Annotated in this window: 20 protein-coding genes; 11 read left to right on the top strand and 9 right to left on the bottom strand. The window is 69.6% G+C overall.

All coding sequences use genetic code 11. The features are described from left to right. Positions 1–74: 74 nt before the first annotated feature. A complete protein-coding gene (locus AB0B45_RS30245) occupies positions 75–3,569 on the bottom strand; it encodes a S8 family serine peptidase (RefSeq protein ID WP_358137367.1) in 3,495 nt (1,164 codons plus the stop codon). 315 nt (positions 3,570–3,884) lie between these two features. On the opposite strand from AB0B45_RS30245, the gene AB0B45_RS30240 reads away from it, so the two are divergent. The 3 genes from AB0B45_RS30240 (at position 3,885) to AB0B45_RS30230 (ending at position 6,664) form a co-directional block, all read left to right on the top strand. Then, positions 3,885–4,727, top strand: a complete 843-nt coding sequence (locus tag AB0B45_RS30240) for an NAD(P)H-binding protein (protein WP_358137364.1) — start codon at positions 3,885–3,887, stop codon at positions 4,725–4,727. Between the two features lie 25 nt (positions 4,728–4,752). Then, on the top strand, positions 4,753–6,141 hold the full coding sequence (locus AB0B45_RS30235; RefSeq protein ID WP_358137361.1) for a DHA2 family efflux MFS transporter permease subunit: 1,389 nt from the start codon (positions 4,753–4,755) through the stop codon (positions 6,139–6,141). Positions 6,142–6,259: 118 nt separating this feature from the next. Continuing rightward, positions 6,260–6,664, top strand: a complete 405-nt coding sequence (locus AB0B45_RS30230) for a carboxymuconolactone decarboxylase family protein (RefSeq protein WP_358137358.1) — start codon at positions 6,260–6,262, stop codon at positions 6,662–6,664. Here the strand turns inward: AB0B45_RS30230 and AB0B45_RS30225 are convergent. The 3 genes from AB0B45_RS30225 to AB0B45_RS30215 all read right to left on the bottom strand — a co-directional run bounded on the left by AB0B45_RS30225 (position 6,648) and on the right by AB0B45_RS30215 (position 8,892). After that, a complete protein-coding gene (locus AB0B45_RS30225; protein WP_358137355.1) occupies positions 6,648–7,277 on the bottom strand; it encodes a hypothetical protein in 630 nt (209 codons plus the stop codon). The genes AB0B45_RS30230 and AB0B45_RS30225 overlap by 17 nt on opposite strands. After that, positions 7,270–8,508 (bottom strand): hypothetical protein, encoded by a 1,239-nt coding sequence (locus tag AB0B45_RS30220; RefSeq protein ID WP_358137352.1) that lies wholly within the window; start codon positions 8,506–8,508, stop codon positions 7,270–7,272. The genes AB0B45_RS30225 and AB0B45_RS30220 overlap by 8 nt, the downstream gene beginning before the upstream one ends. Before the next feature lie 111 nt (positions 8,509–8,619). After that, the gene (locus AB0B45_RS30215) at positions 8,620–8,892 is read right to left on the bottom strand and encodes a hypothetical protein (protein WP_358137349.1); all 273 of its coding nucleotides are present in this window, start codon (positions 8,890–8,892) and stop codon (positions 8,620–8,622) included. 35 nt (positions 8,893–8,927) lie between these two features. On the opposite strand from AB0B45_RS30215, the gene AB0B45_RS30210 reads away from it, so the two are divergent. Beyond that, positions 8,928–9,356 carry a hypothetical protein gene (locus tag AB0B45_RS30210; RefSeq protein WP_358137347.1) on the top strand — a complete coding sequence of 143 codons (429 nt, stop codon included), beginning with the start codon at positions 8,928–8,930 and terminating at the stop codon, positions 9,354–9,356. Positions 9,357–9,406: 50 nt separating this feature from the next. Here the strand turns inward: AB0B45_RS30210 and AB0B45_RS30205 are convergent, their stop codons facing one another. Further along, complete coding sequence (locus AB0B45_RS30205; RefSeq protein ID WP_358137344.1) at positions 9,407–9,934, bottom strand: VanZ family protein; 528 nt, start codon at positions 9,932–9,934, stop codon at positions 9,407–9,409. Between the two features lie 202 nt (positions 9,935–10,136). On the opposite strand from AB0B45_RS30205, the gene AB0B45_RS30200 reads away from it, so the two are divergent. Both AB0B45_RS30200 and AB0B45_RS30195 read left to right on the top strand, forming a co-directional pair. Continuing rightward, positions 10,137–11,528 (top strand): selenium-binding protein SBP56-related protein, encoded by a 1,392-nt coding sequence (locus AB0B45_RS30200; protein WP_358137341.1) that lies wholly within the window; start codon positions 10,137–10,139, stop codon positions 11,526–11,528. Then, positions 11,525–12,115, top strand: a complete 591-nt coding sequence (locus AB0B45_RS30195) for a hypothetical protein (protein ID WP_358137339.1) — start codon at positions 11,525–11,527, stop codon at positions 12,113–12,115. Before AB0B45_RS30200 ends, AB0B45_RS30195 begins: the two co-directional genes overlap by 4 nt. 1,358 nt (positions 12,116–13,473) lie before the next feature. Here the strand turns inward: AB0B45_RS30195 and AB0B45_RS30190 are convergent. Beyond that, positions 13,474–14,721 carry an MFS transporter gene (locus AB0B45_RS30190; protein ID WP_358137336.1) on the bottom strand — a complete coding sequence of 416 codons (1,248 nt, stop codon included), beginning with the start codon at positions 14,719–14,721 and terminating at the stop codon, positions 13,474–13,476. Continuing rightward, on the bottom strand, positions 14,718–16,811 hold the full coding sequence (locus AB0B45_RS30185; protein ID WP_358137333.1) for a PEP/pyruvate-binding domain-containing protein: 2,094 nt from the start codon (positions 16,809–16,811) through the stop codon (positions 14,718–14,720). Before AB0B45_RS30185 ends, AB0B45_RS30190 begins: the two co-directional genes overlap by 4 nt. 835 nt (positions 16,812–17,646) lie before the next feature. Between AB0B45_RS30185 and AB0B45_RS30180 the strand changes: the two genes are divergently transcribed. The 4 genes from AB0B45_RS30180 to AB0B45_RS30165 are packed head-to-tail and all read left to right on the top strand — an operon-like array spanning position 17,647 to position 19,010. After that, positions 17,647–17,874, top strand: coding sequence for a hypothetical protein (locus tag AB0B45_RS30180; RefSeq protein WP_358137330.1), 228 nt, complete (start codon positions 17,647–17,649; stop codon positions 17,872–17,874). After that, complete coding sequence (locus tag AB0B45_RS30175; protein ID WP_358137327.1) at positions 17,871–18,293, top strand: S8 family serine peptidase; 423 nt, start codon at positions 17,871–17,873, stop codon at positions 18,291–18,293. The genes AB0B45_RS30180 and AB0B45_RS30175 overlap by 4 nt, the downstream gene beginning before the upstream one ends. Next, positions 18,223–18,813 carry a hypothetical protein gene (locus AB0B45_RS30170; protein ID WP_358137324.1) on the top strand — a complete coding sequence of 197 codons (591 nt, stop codon included), beginning with the start codon at positions 18,223–18,225 and terminating at the stop codon, positions 18,811–18,813. The genes AB0B45_RS30175 and AB0B45_RS30170 overlap by 71 nt, the downstream gene beginning before the upstream one ends. 17 nt (positions 18,814–18,830) lie before the next feature. Further along, positions 18,831–19,010, top strand: coding sequence for a hypothetical protein (locus tag AB0B45_RS30165; protein ID WP_358137322.1), 180 nt, complete (start codon positions 18,831–18,833; stop codon positions 19,008–19,010). Between the two features lie 158 nt (positions 19,011–19,168). On the opposite strand, the gene AB0B45_RS30160 is transcribed toward AB0B45_RS30165, so the two are convergent. Continuing rightward, a complete protein-coding gene (locus tag AB0B45_RS30160) occupies positions 19,169–19,510 on the bottom strand; it encodes an Lsr2 family protein (protein WP_358137319.1) in 342 nt (113 codons plus the stop codon). A gap of 536 nt (positions 19,511–20,046) precedes the next feature. Between AB0B45_RS30160 and AB0B45_RS30155 the strand changes: the two genes are divergently transcribed. Beyond that, complete coding sequence (locus AB0B45_RS30155; RefSeq protein WP_358137316.1) at positions 20,047–20,337, top strand: hypothetical protein; 291 nt, start codon at positions 20,047–20,049, stop codon at positions 20,335–20,337. A gap of 70 nt (positions 20,338–20,407) precedes the next feature. Here the strand turns inward: AB0B45_RS30155 and AB0B45_RS30150 are convergent, their stop codons facing one another. After that, positions 20,408–20,755, bottom strand: a complete 348-nt coding sequence (locus AB0B45_RS30150) for a DoxX family protein (RefSeq protein WP_358137313.1) — start codon at positions 20,753–20,755, stop codon at positions 20,408–20,410. Positions 20,756–20,971: the final 216 nt, after the last annotated feature.

The raw sequence follows: 20,971 nt of genomic DNA, 5'->3' as shown, positions 1-20,971 counted from the left end.
GGCAGGCGCGTGGACGCCCCTTGCCATGACGGGAGGCTCTCGCCCCCTCCGCGGAGGGGGCGAGAGGGTGGGAATCAGGGCTTGTCAGGCCGCTCCGAGATGCGGACGAAGCTGACGATCGGCGCGCCCTTGCGTGCCGCGAAGCGCACGTTGAGCTGCCCGTCGGTCACCTTCACCGTGTGCTGCCTGGTCACCGCGGTGTACGTGCCCGCCTCCAGCGCCAGGTCGAGCGCGGGGATCGCCAGCTGGCCCTCGACGATCACGTCGAAGACCCGCTTGCCCATCCCTACCGACCTGGTCTCCGCGAAGCCCAGCTCCACGGTGTACGTCCCGGACGGGACGTTGTCGAAGCGGTACTCCAGCATGTTCTCCCTGACGCGCCTGAACAGCTCCTGCTCGGTGGTGCCCGTGATGGTCCTGGTCGTGGTGTGCGTCGAGGTCGAGTTGGCGACGTAGCCGTGCGCCCCCTGGGCGTACTTCCTGTCGGGGGTCCACGCGTCGCCCTCGCCGTCCACCAGTGCCTTGGTGCCGCCCGCGTCCACGGCCACCTGGAGCTTGGGCACCGCGACCGTCACCGTGACCTCGATCACCGGCAGGCGGCCGCTGGCCGAGCGGACCGTCAGCTTGCCCGTCCGCACGCTGCCCGGCTGGAGGCCGGCGCTGGAGGCGCTGAGCTTCAGCGCCGCCGACTGTCCCTTGGCCAGGTCTCCCGCGGCCGGAGTGACGGTCAGCCAGGCCGCGTCGGTCGTGGCCGTGTAGGCGGTGGGCGAGCCCAGGTTGGTGAGCTGCACCGTGCGGTTCCTGCTCGCCCCCGCGGGCATCACCACGGTCACCTCGGCCACCGAGGCGCTCACCCGGCCTGTGACGAGGGCGGTGTCGATCCTCGTCAGCGACCCCGGCGCGATCGTCACCTGCTTGGAGAAGGTGCCGTAGTGCTCCCTGGACACCTCCACCGTGTAGTCGCCTGCGGGCACCTGCCCGTAGAACGCGCCGTCGGCGCCGGTGGTGAACGTCGCGACGTCGCCGATCTTCACCTGCGCGCCCGCCAGCGGATCGCCGTCGTTGGCGTCGGTGACGGTGCCGATCGCCAGGCCGTGCCTGCTCGCGGTGATCGCCAGGCTCTGCCCGTTCGCGATCGCCGCCGCGTTGGCCGAGTAGAGCAGGGCGTCGGTGCCGCCCGCGTTCTCGATGCCGACGGTGGCGCTGGAGCCCTGCTCGCGCTCGCTCTCCACGTCCTTGTAGCGGTAGCCGACCGAGCCGTCCTCGCCCAGCACGACGGAGAACGACATCCGCTGGGTGGCGTCGGAGTAGAAGGTGACGTTCCGCCACTCGATCACGAAGGTCCTGTGCGGAGCGGTGCCGCCCGTCGCGGTGTAGACGCCCGCCTGGGCGTCCACCACCAGGTCGTCCCAGAACGGGTAGACCGCCAGGTTGGGGGTGGCGGTCGTGGGAAGGGTGCCGTTGCTGCCCGTGGTGACCCGGTCGGCCGCGAAGGTGGCCAGGCCGTTGGTGGTCACCCACGCGCGCGACTGCCCGGCGCCGTAGTAGGGGACGGTGAACGGCAGCGTCACCTGGATCGCCTCGTCGTCACCCGTGAGCGCCAGCTTCTCCGTGCCTGCCACGTAGGCCTCGGAGCCGCTCCTGCAGGTGTAGCCGAAGTTGTCGCCGCGCAGCGGCAGCTCGATGTCCTTGGTCACGTCGCCCGCGACGGTGACCTGAGCGGTCGTGCCGCTGGAGCAGCGGGACGTGGGGGTGACGGTCAGCTCGTAGGAGCCGTGCGGCAGCGTCAGCCGGTACCTGCCGGCGGCGTCGGTGACCGCGCTGACCGGCGTGCCCGACGCGGCCACGGTGGCACCCGCCTCCGGCGTACCGGCCGTGGCGACCGTGCCCGAGACGACACCCGAGGCCTTCGGGGTCAGAGCCACGTCCCTGGTCACGCTCTGCTCGGCCACGATGGTGGCGGTCGCGGTGGCCTGCTCGTAGCCGAACCTGCTCACGGTGATCTGGTAGTCGCCCGGCACCAGGCGCGGCAGGCTGTAGGCGCCGTCCTGTGCCGTGGTGGCGGTACGGCTGATCGGGCCCGTGACCGAGACCGTGGCCCCCGCCAGCGGTGCGCTCGCCGCGGTGACCGTGCCCTTGAGCTCGCCGAGTCCCTCGCGCGGCGCGGCGCTGACCGCGGCGAAGGCGTCGAGCCTGCCCTCGCCCCAGACGTTGTTGTCGGCCGCCGTGCCGCCGCAGCTGGTGTCGTTGACGTCGATCGCGGTGCTGTCGAGCAGCGGCCGCGTGGCCGCGATATCACCCCGCAGGCGGGGAGAGGCCGACCAGATCAGCGCCACCGTGGCCGCGACGTGCGGGGAGGCCATCGAGGTGCCGGTGAAGCTGCTGTAGCCACCGCCTGGCACCGAGGAGCGGACGTTCACGGCGGGAGCGGAGATGTTGGGCTTGATCTCGCCGTTCTCTCCCTCGCCCTTGCTGGAGCGGTTGTAGACGACGTTGTTCACGTCGAACCCGCCGGTGCTGTAGCTGGCCACGTACTGCCCCGGCGACCCGCTGGTACGGCAGGCCGGCCCCTCGTTGCCGTTGGCGAACATGGGGAAGATGCCGGCCGCGATCCACGCGTCGACGGTCGCCTTGTACCAGGGGTCGAAGCCCGCCCCGCCCCAGGAGTTGTTGACGATGTCGGGGGCCAGGTCGGGGCGCGGGTTGGCCCCGGTCAGGTCCGTGGGCGCGAGCACCCACTGACCGGCGGCGAGCAGCGAGACGTCCGTGCAGGTCTGGCCTTCGCAGCCCTTGGCCGCGATCCACGTGGCGCCGGGCGCGACGCCGATGCCGGAAGCGCCCACCATGGTGCCCATGACGTGCGTGCCGTGGCCGTTGTTGTCACAGGGAGCGGGGCTGGGGCAGACCCTGGCGGGGTCGAACCAGTTGTAGTTGTGGTCGTAGCCGCCACCGGAGAGCCTGCCCCGATACTGCGCGGCGATCTCCGGGTGGTCGAACTGGGCGCCGGTGTCGATGTGCGCGACCACGACCCCCTCGCCGCGGGTGCCGAGCTCGTTCCAGACCCTGGGGGCGTTGATCCGGTCCACGTTCCACTCGACCGCGTTGACCTTCGCCTCGGCCGTACCGGGAACGGGCTTGGGCAGGGACAGGGTCCTGACCGGCTCGATGGCCGTGACCTCGGGCAGCTCGGCGATCTCGGCGGCCAGCTTGGCGTCGGCCGTCACGGTGACCGCGTTGACGATCCAGAAGGAGGTGAACTCCGCGTGCCGGGCTTCGAGGAGCTTGCGGAGGCCGGCCTGGGAGGCGTTGGCGTGCTGGGTCTTGGCGGTGAAGACCGCCTTGGCCTTGTCGTCCTTGGTCCCGGCCCGGTGCGCGGCGCTGAGGCTGGCCTCGCCCTTCAGCCGCACCCAGAACGTGGCCTTGTCGTCCTTGACCAGGTCGGCCCGGACGGCCTCGCTGATCTTCTGCGGGTCTGGCGCGGCGTACGCGACGCCTTGAGGGAGAAGGAGGGCGAGCACCGCGAGGATCCCTGAAAGGATCGCTCGCCGGTGCCGGGGGGTGTGGGTCACAGGCGCTCCTAGGCGATCTTTACCTCCATGTGGACGAAGCGTGACTGCGGTTAGTTAGCTTTTCAAGGGGCCAGTGCGGCATATGTGGGAAATGTGACCTACCGGATCGCGCCTGCCTGCCGCGTCACGCGTCTTTGGCGAGGCCCCTGGAGAAGGCGGGACCGACGGCGTCCAGTAGCGCGCCTCGGCGTCGGTGTAGGAGTGCTCGCTCGCCATGCCTCCACCTTGCTTACATGAAGACCGACAGGCATGTGTTGACGCGAACTTATATGCATGCCAACATACATATGTCTTCGACAACGAAAGGAATCCGCCTTGACCATCCTCATCACCGGCGCCCGCGGCAAGGTCGGCCGCGCCGTCCTCGATCGCCTCCACACCGCGGGCCACGCCGTACGCGCCGCCAGCAAGAACCCCGCCGACCTGCGAGTCCCCGCCGACGTCGAGGCCGTCGAGCTGGTCCTCAACGACCCCGGCACCTTCGAGTCCGCCCTGCGCGGAGTCAGCCAGGTCTTCCTCTACCCCGAGCCAGAGGGCATCGACGAGTTCCTCAGGACCGCCGAGGCCGCCGGCGTCAAGCACATCGTCCTGCTGTCCTCCTCCGCGGTGCTCTCCCCCGACGCCGAGAACAACGGGCTGGCCAGGCCCAGCGTCCTGGTCGAGCGCGCCCTGGCCGCCTCGAACCTCACCGCCACCGTCCTACGCCCCGACGCCTTCGCCGCCAACGCCCTCGCCTGGAGCCACGTCATCCGGCGGAAGCTGCCCGTCCAGCTCGCCTACCCCGAGGCCAGCGTCGCGCCCATCCACTCCGACGACATCGCCGACATCGCTGTCGAAGCCTTCACCGGCGACACCCTCACCGGCCAGACCGTCGTCCTCACCGGCGCCCAGTCGCTCACCTTCCGCGAGCAGCTCGCGATCATCTCGGGCCTGCTCGGCCGCGACATCACCGTCGAGCACATCACCCGCGCCGAGGCGGAGCGGCAGCTCGTCCAGCACGTGCCCGTCGAGGTCGCGACCTCGCTGCTCGACTACTGGGCAGTCGCAGCCGATGGCCCCGCCCCCGTCGCCGACACCACCGACACCACCGACACCCTCCTTGGTGTCCCCGCACGCACCTTCGAGCAGTGGGCGCGCGAGAACCTCGCCGCCTTCTGACCCTCTTTCCGAAAGGCCCCCGCACATGTCCACCCCGACCTCCCACGCCCCGCCGCGAGCCACCTCGCAGGCGCGGTCATGGGCCGTCCTCGCGGTCATCCTGGCCGCCGAAGTCCTCGACCTCCTCGACTCCACCATCACCAACATCGCCGCCCCCACCATCGCCGCCGACCTGGACGGCGGCGAGCCCCTCATCCAGTGGCTCGGCGCGGGCTACGCGCTGTCCCTCGGCGTCCTGCTCGTCGTCGGCGGGCGGCTGGGCGACCGGTACGGCAGGCGGCACCTGTTCCTAATCGGCCTGACCGGCTTCACCCTCGCCTCCGTCGCCTGCGGACTGGCCCCCGACCCTGGCTCGATCGTCGTCGCCCGCCTCGTCCAGGGCGCCTTCGGCGCGCTGATCATCCCCCAGGGCTTCGGCATCCTGGCCGCCGTCTTCCCCCGCGACCAGCTCGGCAAGGTCTTCAGCGTCTTCGGCCCCGTCCTCGGCCTGTCCGCCGTCGGCGGCCCCATCCTGGCCGGATTCCTCATCGAGGGCTTCGGCTGGCGCGCCATGTTCCTCATCAACATCCTGCTCGGCGGCGCCGCGTTGATCGCCGCCGTCAAGCTCCTGCCCAAGGACGGCGGCAGGCCGGGCGCGTCAGTGGACGCCCTCGGCTCCGCCTTCCTCGGCGCCGCCATGATCGGGCTGCTCTACGGCCTGATCGACGGCTCCGCTCACGGCTGGGCCCTCGTCCCCTGGCTCAGCATGGCCGCAGGACTGGGCTTCTTCCTGCTGTTCTGCCGCCGCCAGATCACCGCCGCCCACCCGCTCATCGAGCCGTCCCTGCTGCGCAACCGCGGTTTCACCTCCGGACTCCTCCTCGGCGTCGCCTTCTTCGCCGCCGTCTCCGGCCTGCTGTACGTGCTCTCGCTGTACCTGCAGCACACCATGGGCTACACCCCCAAGCAGGCCGCCTTCAGTCTCGCGCCGCTGGCCGCCGGCATCGTCATCGCCTCCATCGCCTGCCACAGTCTCATCGGCAGGCTCGGCCGCAGGCTCATCTTCATCGGCCTGCTCATCACCCTGGCAGGCACCACGCTCGCCCTCGTCCTGCTCTCCGCCGGCTCCCCTAACGGCTGGGCCGTTCCCGCGGCCGCCCTGATCATCGGCCTCGGCATGGGCACCTGCTTCGGCACCGTCTACGACGTCACGATCGGCGACATCGACCCCGACCAGTCCGGCAGCGCCAGCGGTTCACTGGCCGCCGTCCAGCAACTGGCCAACGCGATCGGCGCCGCCGCCGTCACCACCGTCTACTTCCAGAGCCAGGCCGACGGCGCGACCCGCAGTCTCGTGGTCGTGGCCGCCGTCGTCCTGCTCTGCTGCGGCCTGGTCTGGCTCCTGCCCCGCAACGCCCAGCAGCAGCACCACTGAGGAAGGAAGGCGGTCGGGGCGCTGACTTGCGTTGGAGCGCGCTCCAACTCCTAGCGTGGTCTCCACCAGCGGAAACTCCGCGCCGACCATCGTGGACGAGAACCTTCCTGGAGGAATCATGACCCGCGACGAGCAGTTCCAGCACGGCCTGAAGGTGCTCCAGCAGATCGACGGCGAGGCCGGCCAGAAGGTCATCGACTCACTGGCCGACATCTCGCCGGAGCTCGGCCATCAGATCGTCGCCTGGGCCTTCGGCGACATCTACGCTCGCCGCGGCCTGCCGCCGCGGGACCGCGAGCTGGTCACCCTCGGCGAGCTCACCGCGCTGGGCGGCTGCGAGCCCCAGCTCGAGGTCCACATCAACGCCGCGCTCAACGTCGGCCTCACCCCGCAGGAGATCGTCGAGACCTTCCTGCACTCCGCGGTCTATTGCGGCATGCCCCGGGCGCTCAACGCCACCTTCGTCGCCAAGAAGGTCTTCGCCGAGCGCGACCTCCTGCCGGTGACTAGCCGTACTTCCTGAACCGTGTCGGCTCGCCGTTCAGCTGCTCCTCGATGAGCTCCGCGAACTGCGGCAGGTCGTCGCGCCGGCGGCGGAGGATCTCGCGGGAGCCAGGCCACGGGCCGTACGCGAGACCGTCCACCCCGGCCCTGCGCACGCCAGGCGCGGGGTCGTCGAGCGCCCGCTCGAACGCCTCCAGGTAGCGGGGGTCGTCCGGCAACAACGCGTACCCCGGATGGTCCTGGTCTTCCGGTGCGGTCGCCGCGGCCTCGTAGGCCGCGGTGTGCTGTCCCAGGGCCAGCGCGCGCAGCGCCCGCATCCGCTCCAGCGGGCCGGCCGCGGTGCGGGCCCTGTCGAGCAGGTCGGCGACGGACTCCAGGCGCAACGCGGCCGCCAGCCGTACGGTGAACGACGCGGGCCTGGCCTCCACGTAGCGCAGGCCGGTGCGGTGGTCTTCGATCAGGCCGGCCTGCCCCTCGGGGGCGCGCCAAAGCCAGTAGCGTGGGCCGGCGACGGTGCGCGGCTGGTCGTCCTCCAGGGTCCAGCCCTCGGCGGCGGCGAACTCGCGCACGCTCGCGGACGTGCTCCCGGCGGGGAGCGTCCCTCCCGTCCAGATGCCGGGTCGCTCACTCATCCTCGTCCTCGTCTTCTTCCTCGTCGTCGTCCCGGTAAGTGCCCTCTTCGAAGATGTCGGGATGCGCGTCGCCGGTGCCCTTGTCGAGGCTCCGGTTGATCTGTTCGATCAGCGTCGGGTCGTCCTCGGCGAGCACGAGCTCCTCCAGCAGGAACTCCAGGTTGTACTGCCGTGCGTAGTTCAGCAGGTGCACCCGGACGCCGGGAGTCTCGTGCGAGAAGTACGGCCTGAGCCGGTCGACGGCGTCGAGATCCCCGTGGGCGAGAGCGATCGCGATCTCCATCTGGCCGAGCACGTGACCGGGATCCTCCTCCACGGCCAGCTCCTCCTCCCACAGCTCCAGGGGCCGGAAGTCGAAGCCGAGCAGGGCGCCCACCACGTCGACGGGCAGATCGACGGGGAACGTCGAGCCGAACTCGGCGTTCAGCTTCTCGATCACCTCAGGGTTCGGGTTGGGGCGGTAGCGCGCTTCGGCGACGAAAAGCTTGCCCATGTGCGCCTCGATGCTCAGGTACGAGCCGGAGGCCGAGGTGCGCCAGGTCATCGACGGCACACCCGGGCTCTGCTTCATGTAGCCCTCACTGAGCCCGAGGAACTGGATCGGCGGGAGGAACTCCTCGGGGTAGGGGTCGTCGGACACCCCGCTGCCCCACGAATGCACCTCGGTGAAGGTGTTCATCGCGTAGTACCGGTCGAGCTCCAGGCCGTCGATGGGCACGAACTCGCCGTTGTAGACGTTCGGCACGCCGATCTGGTCGGCGTACCCCATGAAGCCCCTGGCCGTCCTGGGCAGAGTGGCGCGGGTCGGCCGGGGCGACGGGAAGAGCCCGCCGAGCGCGCGGCGCATCCCTTCGACGGTGCCGTCAGCCGGGATCCACAGGAACGTGGGGTAGGAGCTCGACGCGGCGAGCAGCAGCCCGGTGGGGTCGCGGGTGTCGACGTACCAGGCGGCCTTGGTCTCGAAGCCCTGCTTGCCGGCGTACTCGGGCCCCGACGCGACGCGCATCATGTGCGGGCGGTTCTCGTGGACGTGCCGCAGCGTCGCCTCGGTGTGCATGATGCCGTCGAAGACGCTTTCCTCGCTCTCCGCGGTCTCCTCGCGGAGAGCGTCGGCGTCCAGCCACGTGACTCCGAGGGCTGTGGCGCCTGCATCGGCGCGCAACCGGTCGAGCCACTCGGGAGGGTCGACCGCCAGCCGCGCGGCGGCGCGAGCGACCTTCTTGATCTTCATCTTGGACTCACCGTCCGAGCGTTGTTGATCACGGTTTCGGGTCCGCAAGATCTATCACGCCGCCCGGACGGTTCGTCGCCCATCCTCGTAACCGGAGCCTCGGGCGGGAACTCAGGGGCGGTCGCAGAGGGCGCGGTCGATCAGGTCGCCCGCGGCCTTCTCCTGCTCCAGCGAACGCCTGTCGCCCAGCTGCGTGCTCATGGAGACCACGACGCCGCGCCTGCCGTCGGCCGTGACGCCCGTCCTGGTCTTGTAGCCGTAGTCGTCGCCGCCGTGGTGCCAGTAGACGCCGCCGCAGGACAGCGGGCGTGAGCCGATCCCGAGCCCGTAGCGGGCGCCGGGCCAGACCACCTCCTGGCCGGTCGCCCTGACGGTCCGCTTCATCTCGTCGTGCGCCCCGAATGGAGGAAGATCAGTCGATGGACGTGTTGCCCGAGGCCCAAGCCATGCTGGTGCTGCGCACCGACTTCTCCCGTCAGGACGCGTGGGAGGCCGTCCGCGCGGCGATCGGCGTATCCGGTACGGGCGGCTTCGTCGAGGAGTACATGGACGAGGTGCGGGTCCTCGAAGACGCCGCCTACCAGGACCTCGCGCCCCAGGACATCCTGGCACTGGTCCCTGACGGCTACGAGAACTCGATCCTCGTCGTGGTCGACGAGACCACGACCGCATCGGCCGAGCTGCCGCTTCTGGTCATCGACCTGGTCGAAGAGCACGGTCGGACCATGCGTGTCATCCCCGCCGAACTCCCGTCGATCCAGGCCAACCTCTCCATCGCCAACATGGACTTCTCCGAGTTCGCCGACAACGTGGACGACGACGGCGTCTTCCGGGGCTTCCCCGACTGAGCGCCCGATCCCCGACTCCGCGATCCGAGCTCGAGCGAGCGAACGAGCCGTCATGGGTCGGACGGTTCGGACCCGGGGCGGAGCCGGCGGGACAGCCTGCGCCCGACGAGGAAGTAGGCCAGTACGGCACCGGCGGCGTTGAGCAGGACGTCGTCGGCGTCGAAGGCCCTGCCGATGACGACGAAGCCCTGAACGACCTCGATGGACAGCGAGAAGAGACCCACGATCAGAGCGAGGCGGACGGGGCCGCGTAGTCGTTTCGACAACACCGGCAGGATGACGCCCAGTGGCATCATCAGTGCCAGGTTGCCGCCGACCTGCGTCAGCGCGGCCTTGACGCTGGGCCGGTCCAGGTAGAGCCGCAGGCTCGCGCCGGGTTCGACGTTGCCGGTGGCCTCGTCGGCGGCGCCCGGCACGGGGGTCAGGGTCAGCTTCACGAGCACCGCCCCGAACACCGCCAGGCCGGCCAGGGCGAGCGACGCCACCACGATCCGCTTCCACGTCGTGCCCGCTCTGGGGGCATGCTTCTCCTGGTCAGGCTCCCTGGGCGGCACGGGACGGCGACTTAAGATCGGCACGTATGGCTCCATAACTGCTGGTCGCTGGGCGCGTCGCCTCATCTGCCCCTGCGGGACGATTTGACACCGAGAGGTTCTCCAGGAGCCCGGTCGTGCGGCGGTTCCCACCCATCCAGGCGCGGCCCGGTCAGCGTCGGGCCCCGGCCTCCGTCCAGACGAGAAATTTACCTGGTCGGCCCGGGAATGGAGGGACGCTGGAGTCATGGCCCTCTGGACACCTGATCCGACCTTCTATCCATCGGCTCGGGACGCGGCGGACGCCCCTCCCGAGCGGCTCGCCTATGTCGCGGCCTTGGATCGCTCGGCCGCCAGGCCCGATGCGATAGCCGTACTGGACACCGATCCTGGCTCCGCCGACTACGGCACGGTCGTCGGCTGGACGGAGATGGCGTACACCGGTGACGAGCTGCACCACTTCGGGTGGAACGCCTGCAGCAGCGCGCTGTGTCCCTACGCGCCGCACCCGCACATCGAGCGCCGTTTCCTGGTCGTCCCCGGGTTGCGTTCGTCGCGGATCTACATCCTCGACACCAAGGACAGGGTGAGCCCGGAGATCGTGAAGGTGATCGAGCCCGGCGAGCTGGCCAAGCGCGCCGGTTACTCACGCCCGCACACCGTGCACTGCGGCCCCGAAGGCATCTACCTCTCCGCGATGGGCGGGGCCAACGGCGAGGACGGGCCCGGAGGCATAGCGATCCTCGACCACAACTCCTTCGACGTGCTCGGCCGCTGGGAGGTCGATCGCGGGCCGCAGTACTTCGCCTATGACTTCTGGTGGCACATCACCCACGACGTCCTCATCAGCTCGGAGTGGGGCACTCCTTCGATGTTCGAGGACGGGTTGGTGGGGGAGCTGCTGCTCGGCCGGAAATATGGCCACAGGTTGCACTTCTGGGACCTCCGCAAGCGCCGCCACGTGCAGGAGGTCGATCTCGGTGACCAACACCAGATCGCCTTGGAGCTGCGGCCCGCGCACGACCCGACGAAGACCTACGGGTTCGCCTCCGTGGTCATCAGCGTGGAGGACCTGTCCGCCTCGGTCTGGCTCTGGTTCGACGAGGGCGGCCGCTGGCACGTGCGCAAGGTGATCGAGATCCCCGCCGAGCCCGCCTCTCCTGACGACCTGCCGCCGGTGCTGAAGCCGTTCGGCGCGGTGCCGCCGCTGATCACCGACATCGACCTCGCGGTCGACGACTCGTCCCTGTACGTCTCCTGCTGGGGCACCGGCGAGCTCAAGCGGTTCGACGTCTCCGACCCCTTCCATCCCGTCGAGACCGCCTCGCTCAAGATCGGCGGCATCGTACGGCAGGCGGCCCACCCCGCCGCTCCCGAACTGCCCCTGCGCGGCGGCCCGCAGATGGTCGAGGTCAGTCGCGACGGGCAGCGCGTCTACGTCAGCAACTCCCTCTACAGCTCCTGGGACGACCAGTTCTACCCCGAAGGAGTGGGAGCCTGGATGGCGAAGATCGACACCGGTTCGTTCACCTTCGACGAGCGCTTCTTCCCGCACGGCGACGACTTCCGCGGCCTGCGCGTCCACCAGGTGCGGCTGCAGGGAGGCGACGCCTCCTCCGACTCCTACTGCTATCCATGACGATCGCGGCAGTCATCCTGCTGGGCGCCTTCCACGGCCTCAACCCGGCCATGGGCTGGCTCTTCGCCGTGGCGCGTGGCCTGCAGGAGCGCAGCAGGGACCAGCTGCTGCAGTCGCTCCCCGTCATCGCCGCCGGCCACCTCGCGTCGGTGGCGTTGGTCGCGCTCGTCGTCGGCGCCACCGGCTCGCTGGTCACCGGCACCGTGCTGTCGGTCGCCGGGGGAGTGCTGCTGGTCGGCTTCGGGCTGTGGCGGCTCCTGTCCAAGCGGCACTTCCGCTGGGTGGGCATGCGACTGTCACTGCCCCAGCTCGCCGCGTGGTCCTTCCTGATGTCGTCCGCCCACGGCGCCGGGCTGATGCTGATCCCGGTCTTCACCGGACTGCACAGAGGTCACGCGATCTCCGGCGGGCTGGGCGTGGCCGCCCTCCACACGCTGGCCATGTTCGCGGTGGCCGGCACCGTCGCGGTGGTCGTCTACGAGGTGGCCGGACTCACCTTCCTGCGCCGGGCCTGGTTCAACGTGGACAGGATGTGGGCGGCGGCCCTCGTGGGAGCGGGGATCATCACGCTCGCCCAGGCCGCCTGACGCGAGAGCGGACCGGTTGAGGCCCTCTTCGAGGCCGTTGAGCACGGCGTTGCAGTCACGCAGCAGCGTTTCGGCGTCAACGGCGGTGAGCATGAAGACGCCCAGCCAGTTGGCGACGCCGGCGGCCGGGTCATAGGCCGGGACGGCTTTGCCCGCAGGCAGGTCGAAGGCCGCGACCGGTTCGATGGCGCTGCCGGGCGACAGGATGTCCGGCCAGTTCACCGTGCGCGGCGACCAGACCGGCGTGCTGCGCCAGGGGTTTCCCGCGGCGTCGGCGGGGACGGCGACCACGGACGCGGCCGCGCCGTTTCCCGCTGTGAGCATCCGGTCGGGATAGACGACCCGTTCACCGAGGAGCTGCCGTACGAGCATGGCGATCGGGTCGAGCCCGAACACCTCCTCGATCTGCTTGATGATCATGACGCCGCCGAATCGCGCGCCGGTCTCGATGACGGTCAGCTGCCCGTCGGCGCGCAGCTTCAGCTCGGTGTGCGTGCCGCAGGTGCCCAGCCCCAGGGCGTCCACGGCCCGACGGGAGACCTCCTCGATCCTGCGTTGCAGCGGCTCGGGCAGGACACAGGGCATGGAGCTGGCCACCTCGTTGAACGGCGGGATCGGGGGAAGCCGCGCCGCGATGCACAGCGGGTGGTAGACCCCGTCGGCGACGATCCCCTCGACACTCACGTAGTCGGCGTAGCCAGGACCGTCATACCAGCCGTCGGTCGAACCGTCGACGATCTCCTCGGCGAGTAGGTGGTGATCCGCCTCCGTCTCGTACAGCTCCCTCATCCCCACCTGCTTGCCCTTGTCCAGGGCCGCGCCCACCTGCGCCCACGCGGCGGACACGTCGCCGGGCGAACAGAGGACCAGCTGGGCGATCGATCCGGCGCCCCATGCCGGCTTGAGCAGCACCGGTGGCGTGAGCTCGGTCAGCGCGGTACGCAGGTCCTCCTCGGAGGAGACCCGCCGGAATCCGGGGACGGGGACCCCGGCGGCCGCCCAGATCTCACGCATGAGCCGCTTGTCGCGCGCCCCTTCGGCGGCTACGGCGCCGGCGCCGGCCAGACCCAGCCGGTCGGCGGCGTGCGCCACTGCCAGTACCGCGAACTCCGACAGCGTCACGACGGCGTCGGCCCCGATGGCCTTGGCGTGCCGCACGATCTCCTCGGTGACGACGTCGCCCCGGGCGACGCCGGAGTGGGCCTCGGTGATGCTCGCGCAGCACGGACGCCAACGCTCCTCGCCCGCTGCCGGCAGCGGCATGAGCGCCAGCACGTGCAGCTCGCCGCAGGCGGCGATGCGCGGGAAGGCGTGCTCCAGCGGAGCGCCGCCCTTGGCGTAGACGTAGAGAATCTTGTTCACGCGACGTTCTCCTTCGCGGCCGTGTGCGGCTCCGCGGCGGTGTGCCGCCGCCGGCGCATCAGACGGACCAGTACGGCCAGCGCCGCCATGAGCACGATCGTGCCGACGGCGACATGGATCAGGAACAGGTTCATCGCGCCCCGGGACAGGTATCCACCCAGCGCGAGCACGACCAGGGCGCAGACGGAACGATCCACGAGCGATTCCAGGGACAGCAGCGTGGCGCGGTGCCGCGAGTCCGGAATGGCGCCGTTGATCAACTGCCGCTGGATGGGGAAGATCAGGCCTGACGCCAGCGAGAAGACGCACAGGCAGATCAGCGTGCCGGTCAGCCCCGCGGGCACCAGCAGGGCCAGGGCTGCGGCCATGACCGCGGTGAGCGCGAACACGGCCCGAACATCACCGAAACGCCGCAGCCAGGTCGAGCGGGTCGCCCCCGCCAGCTCGAAGACCGTGGTCACCGCCATGACGACGCCGAATCCCGCCAGCGGGAGATCCTTGACGGTCAGGATGGGCTGGAAGAGGTTGGCCTGGCCGATTCGCACGAGTGTGAAGACCGCCACCCCTTGGGCCATGAGCAGCACCAGCACCGGAGACCGCCGGAGCACCCTGCCGGCGAGGAGTTGCTCGCGGAGCGACCGCCGCGGTTCTGCGCCGCGCTCGCCGCCGCCCGGGGGCAAGGCGGGCAGCCGTAGTGCGAGCACCACGGCGACGGCGCTGCAGGCGGCCGAGAGCCAGTACGGCGAGGGGGCGTACCACTGCATGAGCACGCCGGCGGCCGGCAGGCAGACGATGCGGCCGGTCAGGGTGTAGGCGCGTCCGCTGCCCTCGGCCTGCTGGTAGGCGGCGACGGAGTCGCTGCGCTGCAGGTATTCGTACAGGTAGGCGCTGCCCGCGCCGGAGACCAGCGAATTGCCGAGCGCGATGAGCAGGAAGTGGGTCAGGAATCCGGCGTATGAGGGCCACAGGACGGGGACGAGGTTGGCCGCCGTCAGCACAGCGGCTCCGGCCTGGAGGAAACGGCGGTAGTCGAAGCGGTCGGCCAGCGCGCCCGTCGGTATCTCCAGCAGGCAGAAGGCCAGGTAGTAGATGCTCTGGATGGTGAAGATCTGCGCATCGGACAGGCCGCTGTCGCGCTGGTAGACGTAGAAGACGGGCAGCCACCACAGCAGGCCGGTGAACAGCTTGAACCCGTTGAAGGTCCTGATGACCCGCTGGGCGGCCGGCGCGACGCCCGCCGTCATGACCCGGCCCGGTAGGGCCTGATCTGCAGCAGCCGGATCCGTTCGCCGTCCAGCGCCCACTCGATGTCGACGGGAACCCCGTAGAGGTAGTCAGGGGAGAAATGAGACTGCAGAAGGCGGCCGATCAGCGCCAGGCGCGCGAGAGCGTCCTTCGTGTCGGCGTCCAGATCGGACCGCGCCGACCCGAGCGAGATCGTCCGGCCGCCACCTTCGACTGTGTTGTAGAGGTGCTGCAGGGGCGCTCCCGTCCCGGCGACGACGTCGACGACCGAGCCCGCGGAGATGTTGACGTAGACATTCCGGAAGTCCCGCAGGTCGGCAGGGTTGCACGTGACCAGCACGCCGCCGAGGGGAACGTCCACCAACTCCTGGACGATCACACCCATGTAGCAGTCCTCCAGCTGGATGCCCGCCTGCTGCCGCAGCCGCACGCTGCGCGCCGACACCAGTGAGGACCACACCTCCTTGACGCTGTCGGCGATCGCGTCCAGCGTGCGCGCGTGGAGGACGGACTCGTAGACCCCGGCCGCCGAGAAGCCCGCCAGATCCTCCGCGTTGGACGAACTGCGCACCACGAACTGACCGACGCCCGACAAGTGGGCGACGATGGCGTCATCGATCTGCTGCCGAATGTCCTCGGGCAGCCGCGTTTCGGTGATCAGCCGCTGCAACTCCGCGCAGAGCGCGTCGACGTGGTCGGTGCCGGCTTCCAGCGCCATCTTCATGCGGCCGATGGTCTGCTGGATCCGCGGCGAGGACTCCAGGAACTCCTGCTGCAGCGAGAACGGCAGCGCGATGCCCCGCGGCACCTCGACGTGCCGCCTGAGGAGGCGCTCGGCGGCGGCGGACAGCGCGGCCTCGTCGGCAGGACCGGAGACGTCGAGGCGCCGGGCCAGATAGCCGAGCAGATCGGCCCTCGGCGGGCGGGGGATCTGGTAGAAGCCGAGCCAGCGGCGGGAGCCGTGCTCCAGCACGTGGCACAACTCGCCGAGGTTGGCGGCCTTGGTGCCGAAGCGGTAGTGGTCGCCCACGCGCAGCCGCGACAGCGGAGTGATCGCGGTGGCGCCCGTCTCGGGTCTCTCCAGCGTGACGCGCTCGGCTGTCCAGGGCGGTCGCGAGTCGACGGCGGCGGGCGGTTCGGCCGCCTCGACGAGGACCTCGGCGGCACCCGGGTCAACCTCGTACTTCACCCACCGGCCGTCCAGGCCGGAGTGGTCGAGCCGGTCGAGGAAGTCGGTCTGGATGGCGTTGGGGATGCCCCACCCGGTGGCCAGCACGTTGGTGTGGGACAGCGGGGTGGTGTGCTCGGTGTTGATCAGTCCGGACACCCGGGGGATGTCGTCGGGCACGCGCGGCATGACGATGACGTCGTGCCATTCCACGGTGTCGGCCGCCGCCCGATAGTCGGCCGCCGACCGGAACACCCGGAGCCTGCCGTACACGGTGCCGGGGTTGAGCGGCACGAACGGCGCCTGCGACAGCAGTTCGTGGGCGAGGAGGCGAGGTAACTCCTCCCTCGGGATGTCGGCGACATGGGCTTCCTGCAGATGGTTGGCCGGCTTGAGGAACAGCGGCACCGACGGGTGGAGGTGCTCGCGGACATACCGGTAGAAGGACAGCAGCAGGTCCGCGGGCATGGTGTCGGCCTCGACCGTCTCCAGCGACAGGAGGACTTGCTCCTCGCCGTCGTCCTCGTCCGGCCGCCTGTGCAGTGCGATCAGCCCCAGCAGGAAACGCCGGTCGGGACGGACGTAGACGTTGTGGTTGAAGGTGTCGATGTCCCGCAGCACATCCTCGACGGGCTCGCCGAGGATGTGCTCGGCGATGTACTGCACGTGCAGCGGATTGCCGGTGCTGTCGATGAAGTGGAACCGCGACTCGTCGAGGTCCACCACGACCTTCACGAAGGGGAAGCCGGCCAGGCTGCCGGCCAGTTCCAGGAACGCCGGGACGGTCAACGGCGTGTCCAACGTGGCGGGAACGACGGTCATGCGCGGGACGGCCTGGTCGATGGTGGTCACTCGTTCGGCGATCGACCGGAACACCGGGCTCTCCCGGTCGACGTTCTGCGTCATGTGCGTTCTTCTCATGTGAACTCCTGTCGGCAACCGCGTGCGGGCACGCGGGAGGGCGCCGAACGCGCACCGCGCGGGCGGCACCCCGCTGCCAAATGGTCAGTGTGAGGGACTCCTTCGCCGCGGTGGCCGGGGCGGGCGCCCCTCGATCGGCTCGGCGACGGCACGAGGCTCGTGGGCGACGCGGCGCGCGTCGAACCCTTACGGCGAGCGCAAGGACGGGCCGTTCGTACTGTGCCCAGAATTACCTAGCGGATAGCGTGAAATAGAGGCGATGCGGTCAATTAACTAAACGACAAGTCAGTAGCGGACTCGTCACTCTTCTCCATCCCATCTCATGCAACCTTAAACCTTGTCCTCGTCAATCACATCTGCGCTCCGGAGCCAGGTACGACAATACACACGGCGCCCTGGAAGGAAAAATCCCTGTGCCCGTATCTGGGTCCCGCCGAGGCTGTGTAGCGGAACATACTGCCGCTGACCTGGGTGTTTATCGGCTTCTTGGCGTCCGGAGCCGGTCATCTAATGACTGGGTAATTGTGCTGGACATAACGCGGAGACGGTTCCACGGCCCAGTCCCCATTAGGAGCGATTCCCATAAGAGGTGCCGTGATTTGCCTTTGCCATGGGCGACTACTAAGATCCTGGGGCGGATCAGCGGAAGAACGCGCTTCCCTGTATACCGAGCGTATTTGCATTGATGCGTGGGATATCGTCGCCGCGGGTTCGGGACACGATTCTCGGCGGGTCCGCTGAGCGTGGTCCTGATGCTCGGGCGGTGGGGGCGAGAACTCGATCGGGGCCTTCGGCGTACAAGAGGAAAGATCGTCTTTCCCGCGTGAGGTAGCTCATGACGTTAGGCAAGTCGCTCATCGCTGTTCTCCTGGCTGGAGCGGCCGGGATCACGCCGCCCTCGGGTCCTCCGGACGAACCGCGACAGGTGAGCACCGAGCAACCAGGTGGCGCAGGCGCCGCGAACAGCGTGACCCTGATCACCGGCGACCGCGTCATCGTCACCGGCCGCCTGCACCGCGTCGAGCCGGGCCCCGGCAGGGACGTGCGATCAAGCCGGACGTGACCGCGCCCGGTGTGGACGTCGTGGCCGCCGCGGCGTCAGGCACCGCCGACGGCCCCTACCGGTCGATGAGCGGCACCTCGATGGCTACGCCGCATGTGGCGGGAGCGGCCGCGATCCTGGCCCAGCGTCACCCCGATTGGACGGGCGCGCGGCTGAAGGCGGCGCTCGTCGGCAGCGCCAAGCCGGTGCGGGACGCCACGCTCTACCAGCAGGGCGCGGGGCTGGTCGACCTGGTCCGCGGGCTCAAGCAGCAGGTCGCGGCCACATCCGGCAACGTGTGGGCGGCCTTCCCGTGGAACGGCACGGGCGAGCGGGTGGCGACCAAGACCATCACCTACGCCAACAGCGGTGACGCCCCGGTCAGCCTCCATCACCGCGACCGGCAGACAGGGGCAGCCGGTCGACCCAAGGGTCAGTGAGGTCTACGACGCGAAGACCGGGATCGTCCACCCGCTGGCCGTGCAGAACGGCGTGGCCAAGATCCGGCTGCCCGAGGGTGACTGGAACCTCTTCACCGAGACCACCGAGAAGGTCGACGGGAAGTGGATCACGACGATCGCCGACCAGCCGGTGAAGGTCGATGGCGGTGACCAGCAGGTGACGGTGGACGCCCGCGAGGGCAAGCCGGCGAAGATCGCGCTGGTCCACCGCCACGCCGACGGCATCCCCGAGGACCCCACCTACAACGCCAGGCAGAAGGACCTGGCGAAGGTGACCGCGACCTACCGGGCCTCCGGGGTGGCGGCAACGGGCAGGCCCCTCGCCGGATTCCGCTTCACCGACTGGCCGGCCCACTCCTTGGGATGGCTGGTCGGGGAGATCAAGCTGCCCGGCACTCTCACCCACTACCGGACCCCCGGGCTGGAATGGGAGAGCGGTCTCGAGGTCGGCACGTCCCTCGTCTTCGACGCAACCCCGGCTCCGCTCAAGCGGAGGTGACGTCGGTCCGGCTGGAGGTGTCCACTGACGACGGCACCACCTGGCACCGGATCCCGGTCGTCCGCACCGGCACGGGCTGGACCGCCGCCGTGCCGAACCCGCGCACGCCCGGGTTCGTCTCGCTCCGTGCGATGGCGACCGACACCGCAGGTGCCGCACTGACGCAAACGATCATTCGCGCCTACGCCGTCGGCTGACAACCGGGCCCGGCTCCCTTACGTGGAGCCGGGCCTCGGCCCGGTGAACGCGGCCTGCGCCGAGATGACCACGGCTGACCGCGTGGCGCGCGATGCCTACTCTTGAATTTCAAGCGCCGTCAGGCTTTGACGAGTTGTTCTGCCGCGCATCGTCAGGACTAGTGGGCGGCTTCGTATTGTTCGACGATTGCGGAGGAGATACGGCCCCGCTCGCTGACTTGGAGGCCGTGAGCCTTGGCCCACTGGCGAATTTCGGCGCTCTTCTCACGGCTCATGGCGGCGCTACCGCGAGTCCCGCCCCGCCCGGCTCGCACGCTGCGGGGCTGAACGACCTTCCGGGCCTTAATGATGAACGGGGCGAGCGCCGCGTGCAGCTTGTCGGCGTTTTCCGCCGAGAGATCAATCTCGTAGTTCTCGCCGTCGAGGGCAAACTTGGTGGTCCTCTCGGCGGTGCTGCCGTCGAGGTCATCGACGAAGGTTTCTATGATCTGCTTAGCCATCGATCATGCTCCCAAATCTATACGTGAAGACGAACTCGGACGCTTTCGTCACCGGACGTGGGCGTCGCAGGTCGGCATACTTCGGCAGTCACGCGCATGTCGTACGAACCTTATCCCCGCAGGCCTGGTTGTCTGCTGCCGGCCAGCAGTACGGACCATATCGAACGCCGCTCCATCGCGTGTGCCAATGCATGCCAGTCGTCTTTGGCGCGAACGCCTGGCCGGTGGCGCCAGTTCGCATCCGCGGGTATTCGACCTCGGCTCGATCTGAAGGAAGAACCGACTGGGGCGGCTCGGTATTGACGTCAGCGAGGCGGCCGCACGGACGATTCCGCTGTCCCACCGGTCCGGTACGGGACGCCAGGCCCGCCTCGTAGGCGATGATGACGAGCCGGACCCGGTCGCGCGCGTCGAGCGCGGCGAGCAGCCGTGTCGCTTACGCCTTGACGGTGGCGGCGGCGCTGACGAACGGATCGGCGGCGATCTCGGCGTTGGACAGGCCGCGTCCGAGGAGGGTCAGCACTTCACGTTCCCGCTTGCGGCTGTTTCGGCCGGTCGCCGCCGTCCTGGCGGTGTGGAGCGTGGTGGCGGTGGTGATGCTCGCCTCCGGCGCGGACCCGGGGACCGTGAACGCCCCGGCCAAGCTGGTGTGGTCGCCGCTGTGGTTCCTGCTGGGCTTCGCGGCGCTGACGGCGGCGACCCCGCCCACCCTCGCGGCCGTCACCTTCGGTCTCGCCCAGTGCGGGGCGGCCCTGCTGCTGCTCGACCCGCTGCGCCGCCCCGGTGCACGGGCTGCACACCGTCCCCGACGGCTCCGGCTGGCCTGACTGACGGTCTTCGCGCCGGCCCTGCTGGTGTGCTGGGTCGCATTCCACACCCATGAACAGGGCGGGCAGCTCAAGCGGCGAACCCCAGCGCCATGGAGACGACCACCGGCGCCAGGTACAGCAGAGGGAACGGGATGTGCGAGTACGAGCGCGCCCTGGCCACGGTGACGACGGCCCCGGTGAAGTACAGCACCAGGCCGATCCCGGCCAGGACGCCGATGACCGGCACGAACAGGCCGACCAGCAGGCCCGCCGCCCCTGCGGCCTTGGCCGTACCGAGCCAGGACCACCACGCGCGGGGGACACCGTATTCGACCAAGGGCTCCACGACCCACTTGGCGCGGAAGAAGATGGAGGCGGCCGAGAAACCCACCCAGGCGGCGGCCAGGATGGTGATGACGACATAGGTGGTGGACATCAGAAGCGCTCCTCATCAGGGGGGATGCCGGTGCGGGCTTGCTCCGGCGGGGTGTCTTGCGTCTCTGATACGTCGACCCCGCGCGGCGCGTGAGTGTGACAGGGCGGCGGACGATTTCCTCAGAGTGCGTTACGCGAGCCTCTGCCCGTGATGCCGCAGTGTGATCGAGGGGATTTGTAGCGTTACCGCCAATAGGCGGGTCCGGGTGTGCTGGGA

It is taken from the genome of Nonomuraea sp. NPDC049152 (assembly GCF_040648355.1).
Lineage (GTDB): Bacteria > Actinomycetota > Actinomycetes > Streptosporangiales > Streptosporangiaceae > Nonomuraea.
This window is presented reverse-complemented; position numbering and strand designations above follow the sequence as displayed.

Coding starts and splice junctions, on each gene's coding strand:
- AB0B45_RS30235 (WP_358137361.1), top strand. CDS start 4,753: ATGTCCACCCCGACCTCCCACGCCCCGCCGCGAGCCACCTCGCAGGCG.
- AB0B45_RS30230 (WP_358137358.1), top strand. CDS start 6,260: ATGACCCGCGACGAGCAGTTCCAGCACGGCCTGAAGGTGCTCCAGCAG.
- AB0B45_RS30225 (WP_358137355.1), bottom strand. CDS start 7,277: ATGAGTGAGCGACCCGGCATCTGGACGGGAGGGACGCTCCCCGCCGGG.
- AB0B45_RS30220 (WP_358137352.1), bottom strand. CDS start 8,508: ATGAAGATCAAGAAGGTCGCTCGCGCCGCCGCGCGGCTGGCGGTCGAC.
- AB0B45_RS30215 (WP_358137349.1), bottom strand. CDS start 8,892: ATGAAGCGGACCGTCAGGGCGACCGGCCAGGAGGTGGTCTGGCCCGGC.
- AB0B45_RS30210 (WP_358137347.1), top strand. CDS start 8,928: ATGGACGTGTTGCCCGAGGCCCAAGCCATGCTGGTGCTGCGCACCGAC.
- AB0B45_RS30200 (WP_358137341.1), top strand. CDS start 10,137: ATGGCCCTCTGGACACCTGATCCGACCTTCTATCCATCGGCTCGGGAC.
- AB0B45_RS30195 (WP_358137339.1), top strand. CDS start 11,525: ATGACGATCGCGGCAGTCATCCTGCTGGGCGCCTTCCACGGCCTCAAC.
- AB0B45_RS30190 (WP_358137336.1), bottom strand. CDS start 14,721: ATGACGGCGGGCGTCGCGCCGGCCGCCCAGCGGGTCATCAGGACCTTC.
- AB0B45_RS30185 (WP_358137333.1), bottom strand. CDS start 16,811: ATGAGAAGAACGCACATGACGCAGAACGTCGACCGGGAGAGCCCGGTG.
- AB0B45_RS30180 (WP_358137330.1), top strand. CDS start 17,647: ATGACGTTAGGCAAGTCGCTCATCGCTGTTCTCCTGGCTGGAGCGGCC.
- AB0B45_RS30160 (WP_358137319.1), bottom strand. CDS start 19,510: ATGGCTAAGCAGATCATAGAAACCTTCGTCGATGACCTCGACGGCAGC.
- AB0B45_RS30150 (WP_358137313.1), bottom strand. CDS start 20,755: ATGTCCACCACCTATGTCGTCATCACCATCCTGGCCGCCGCCTGGGTG.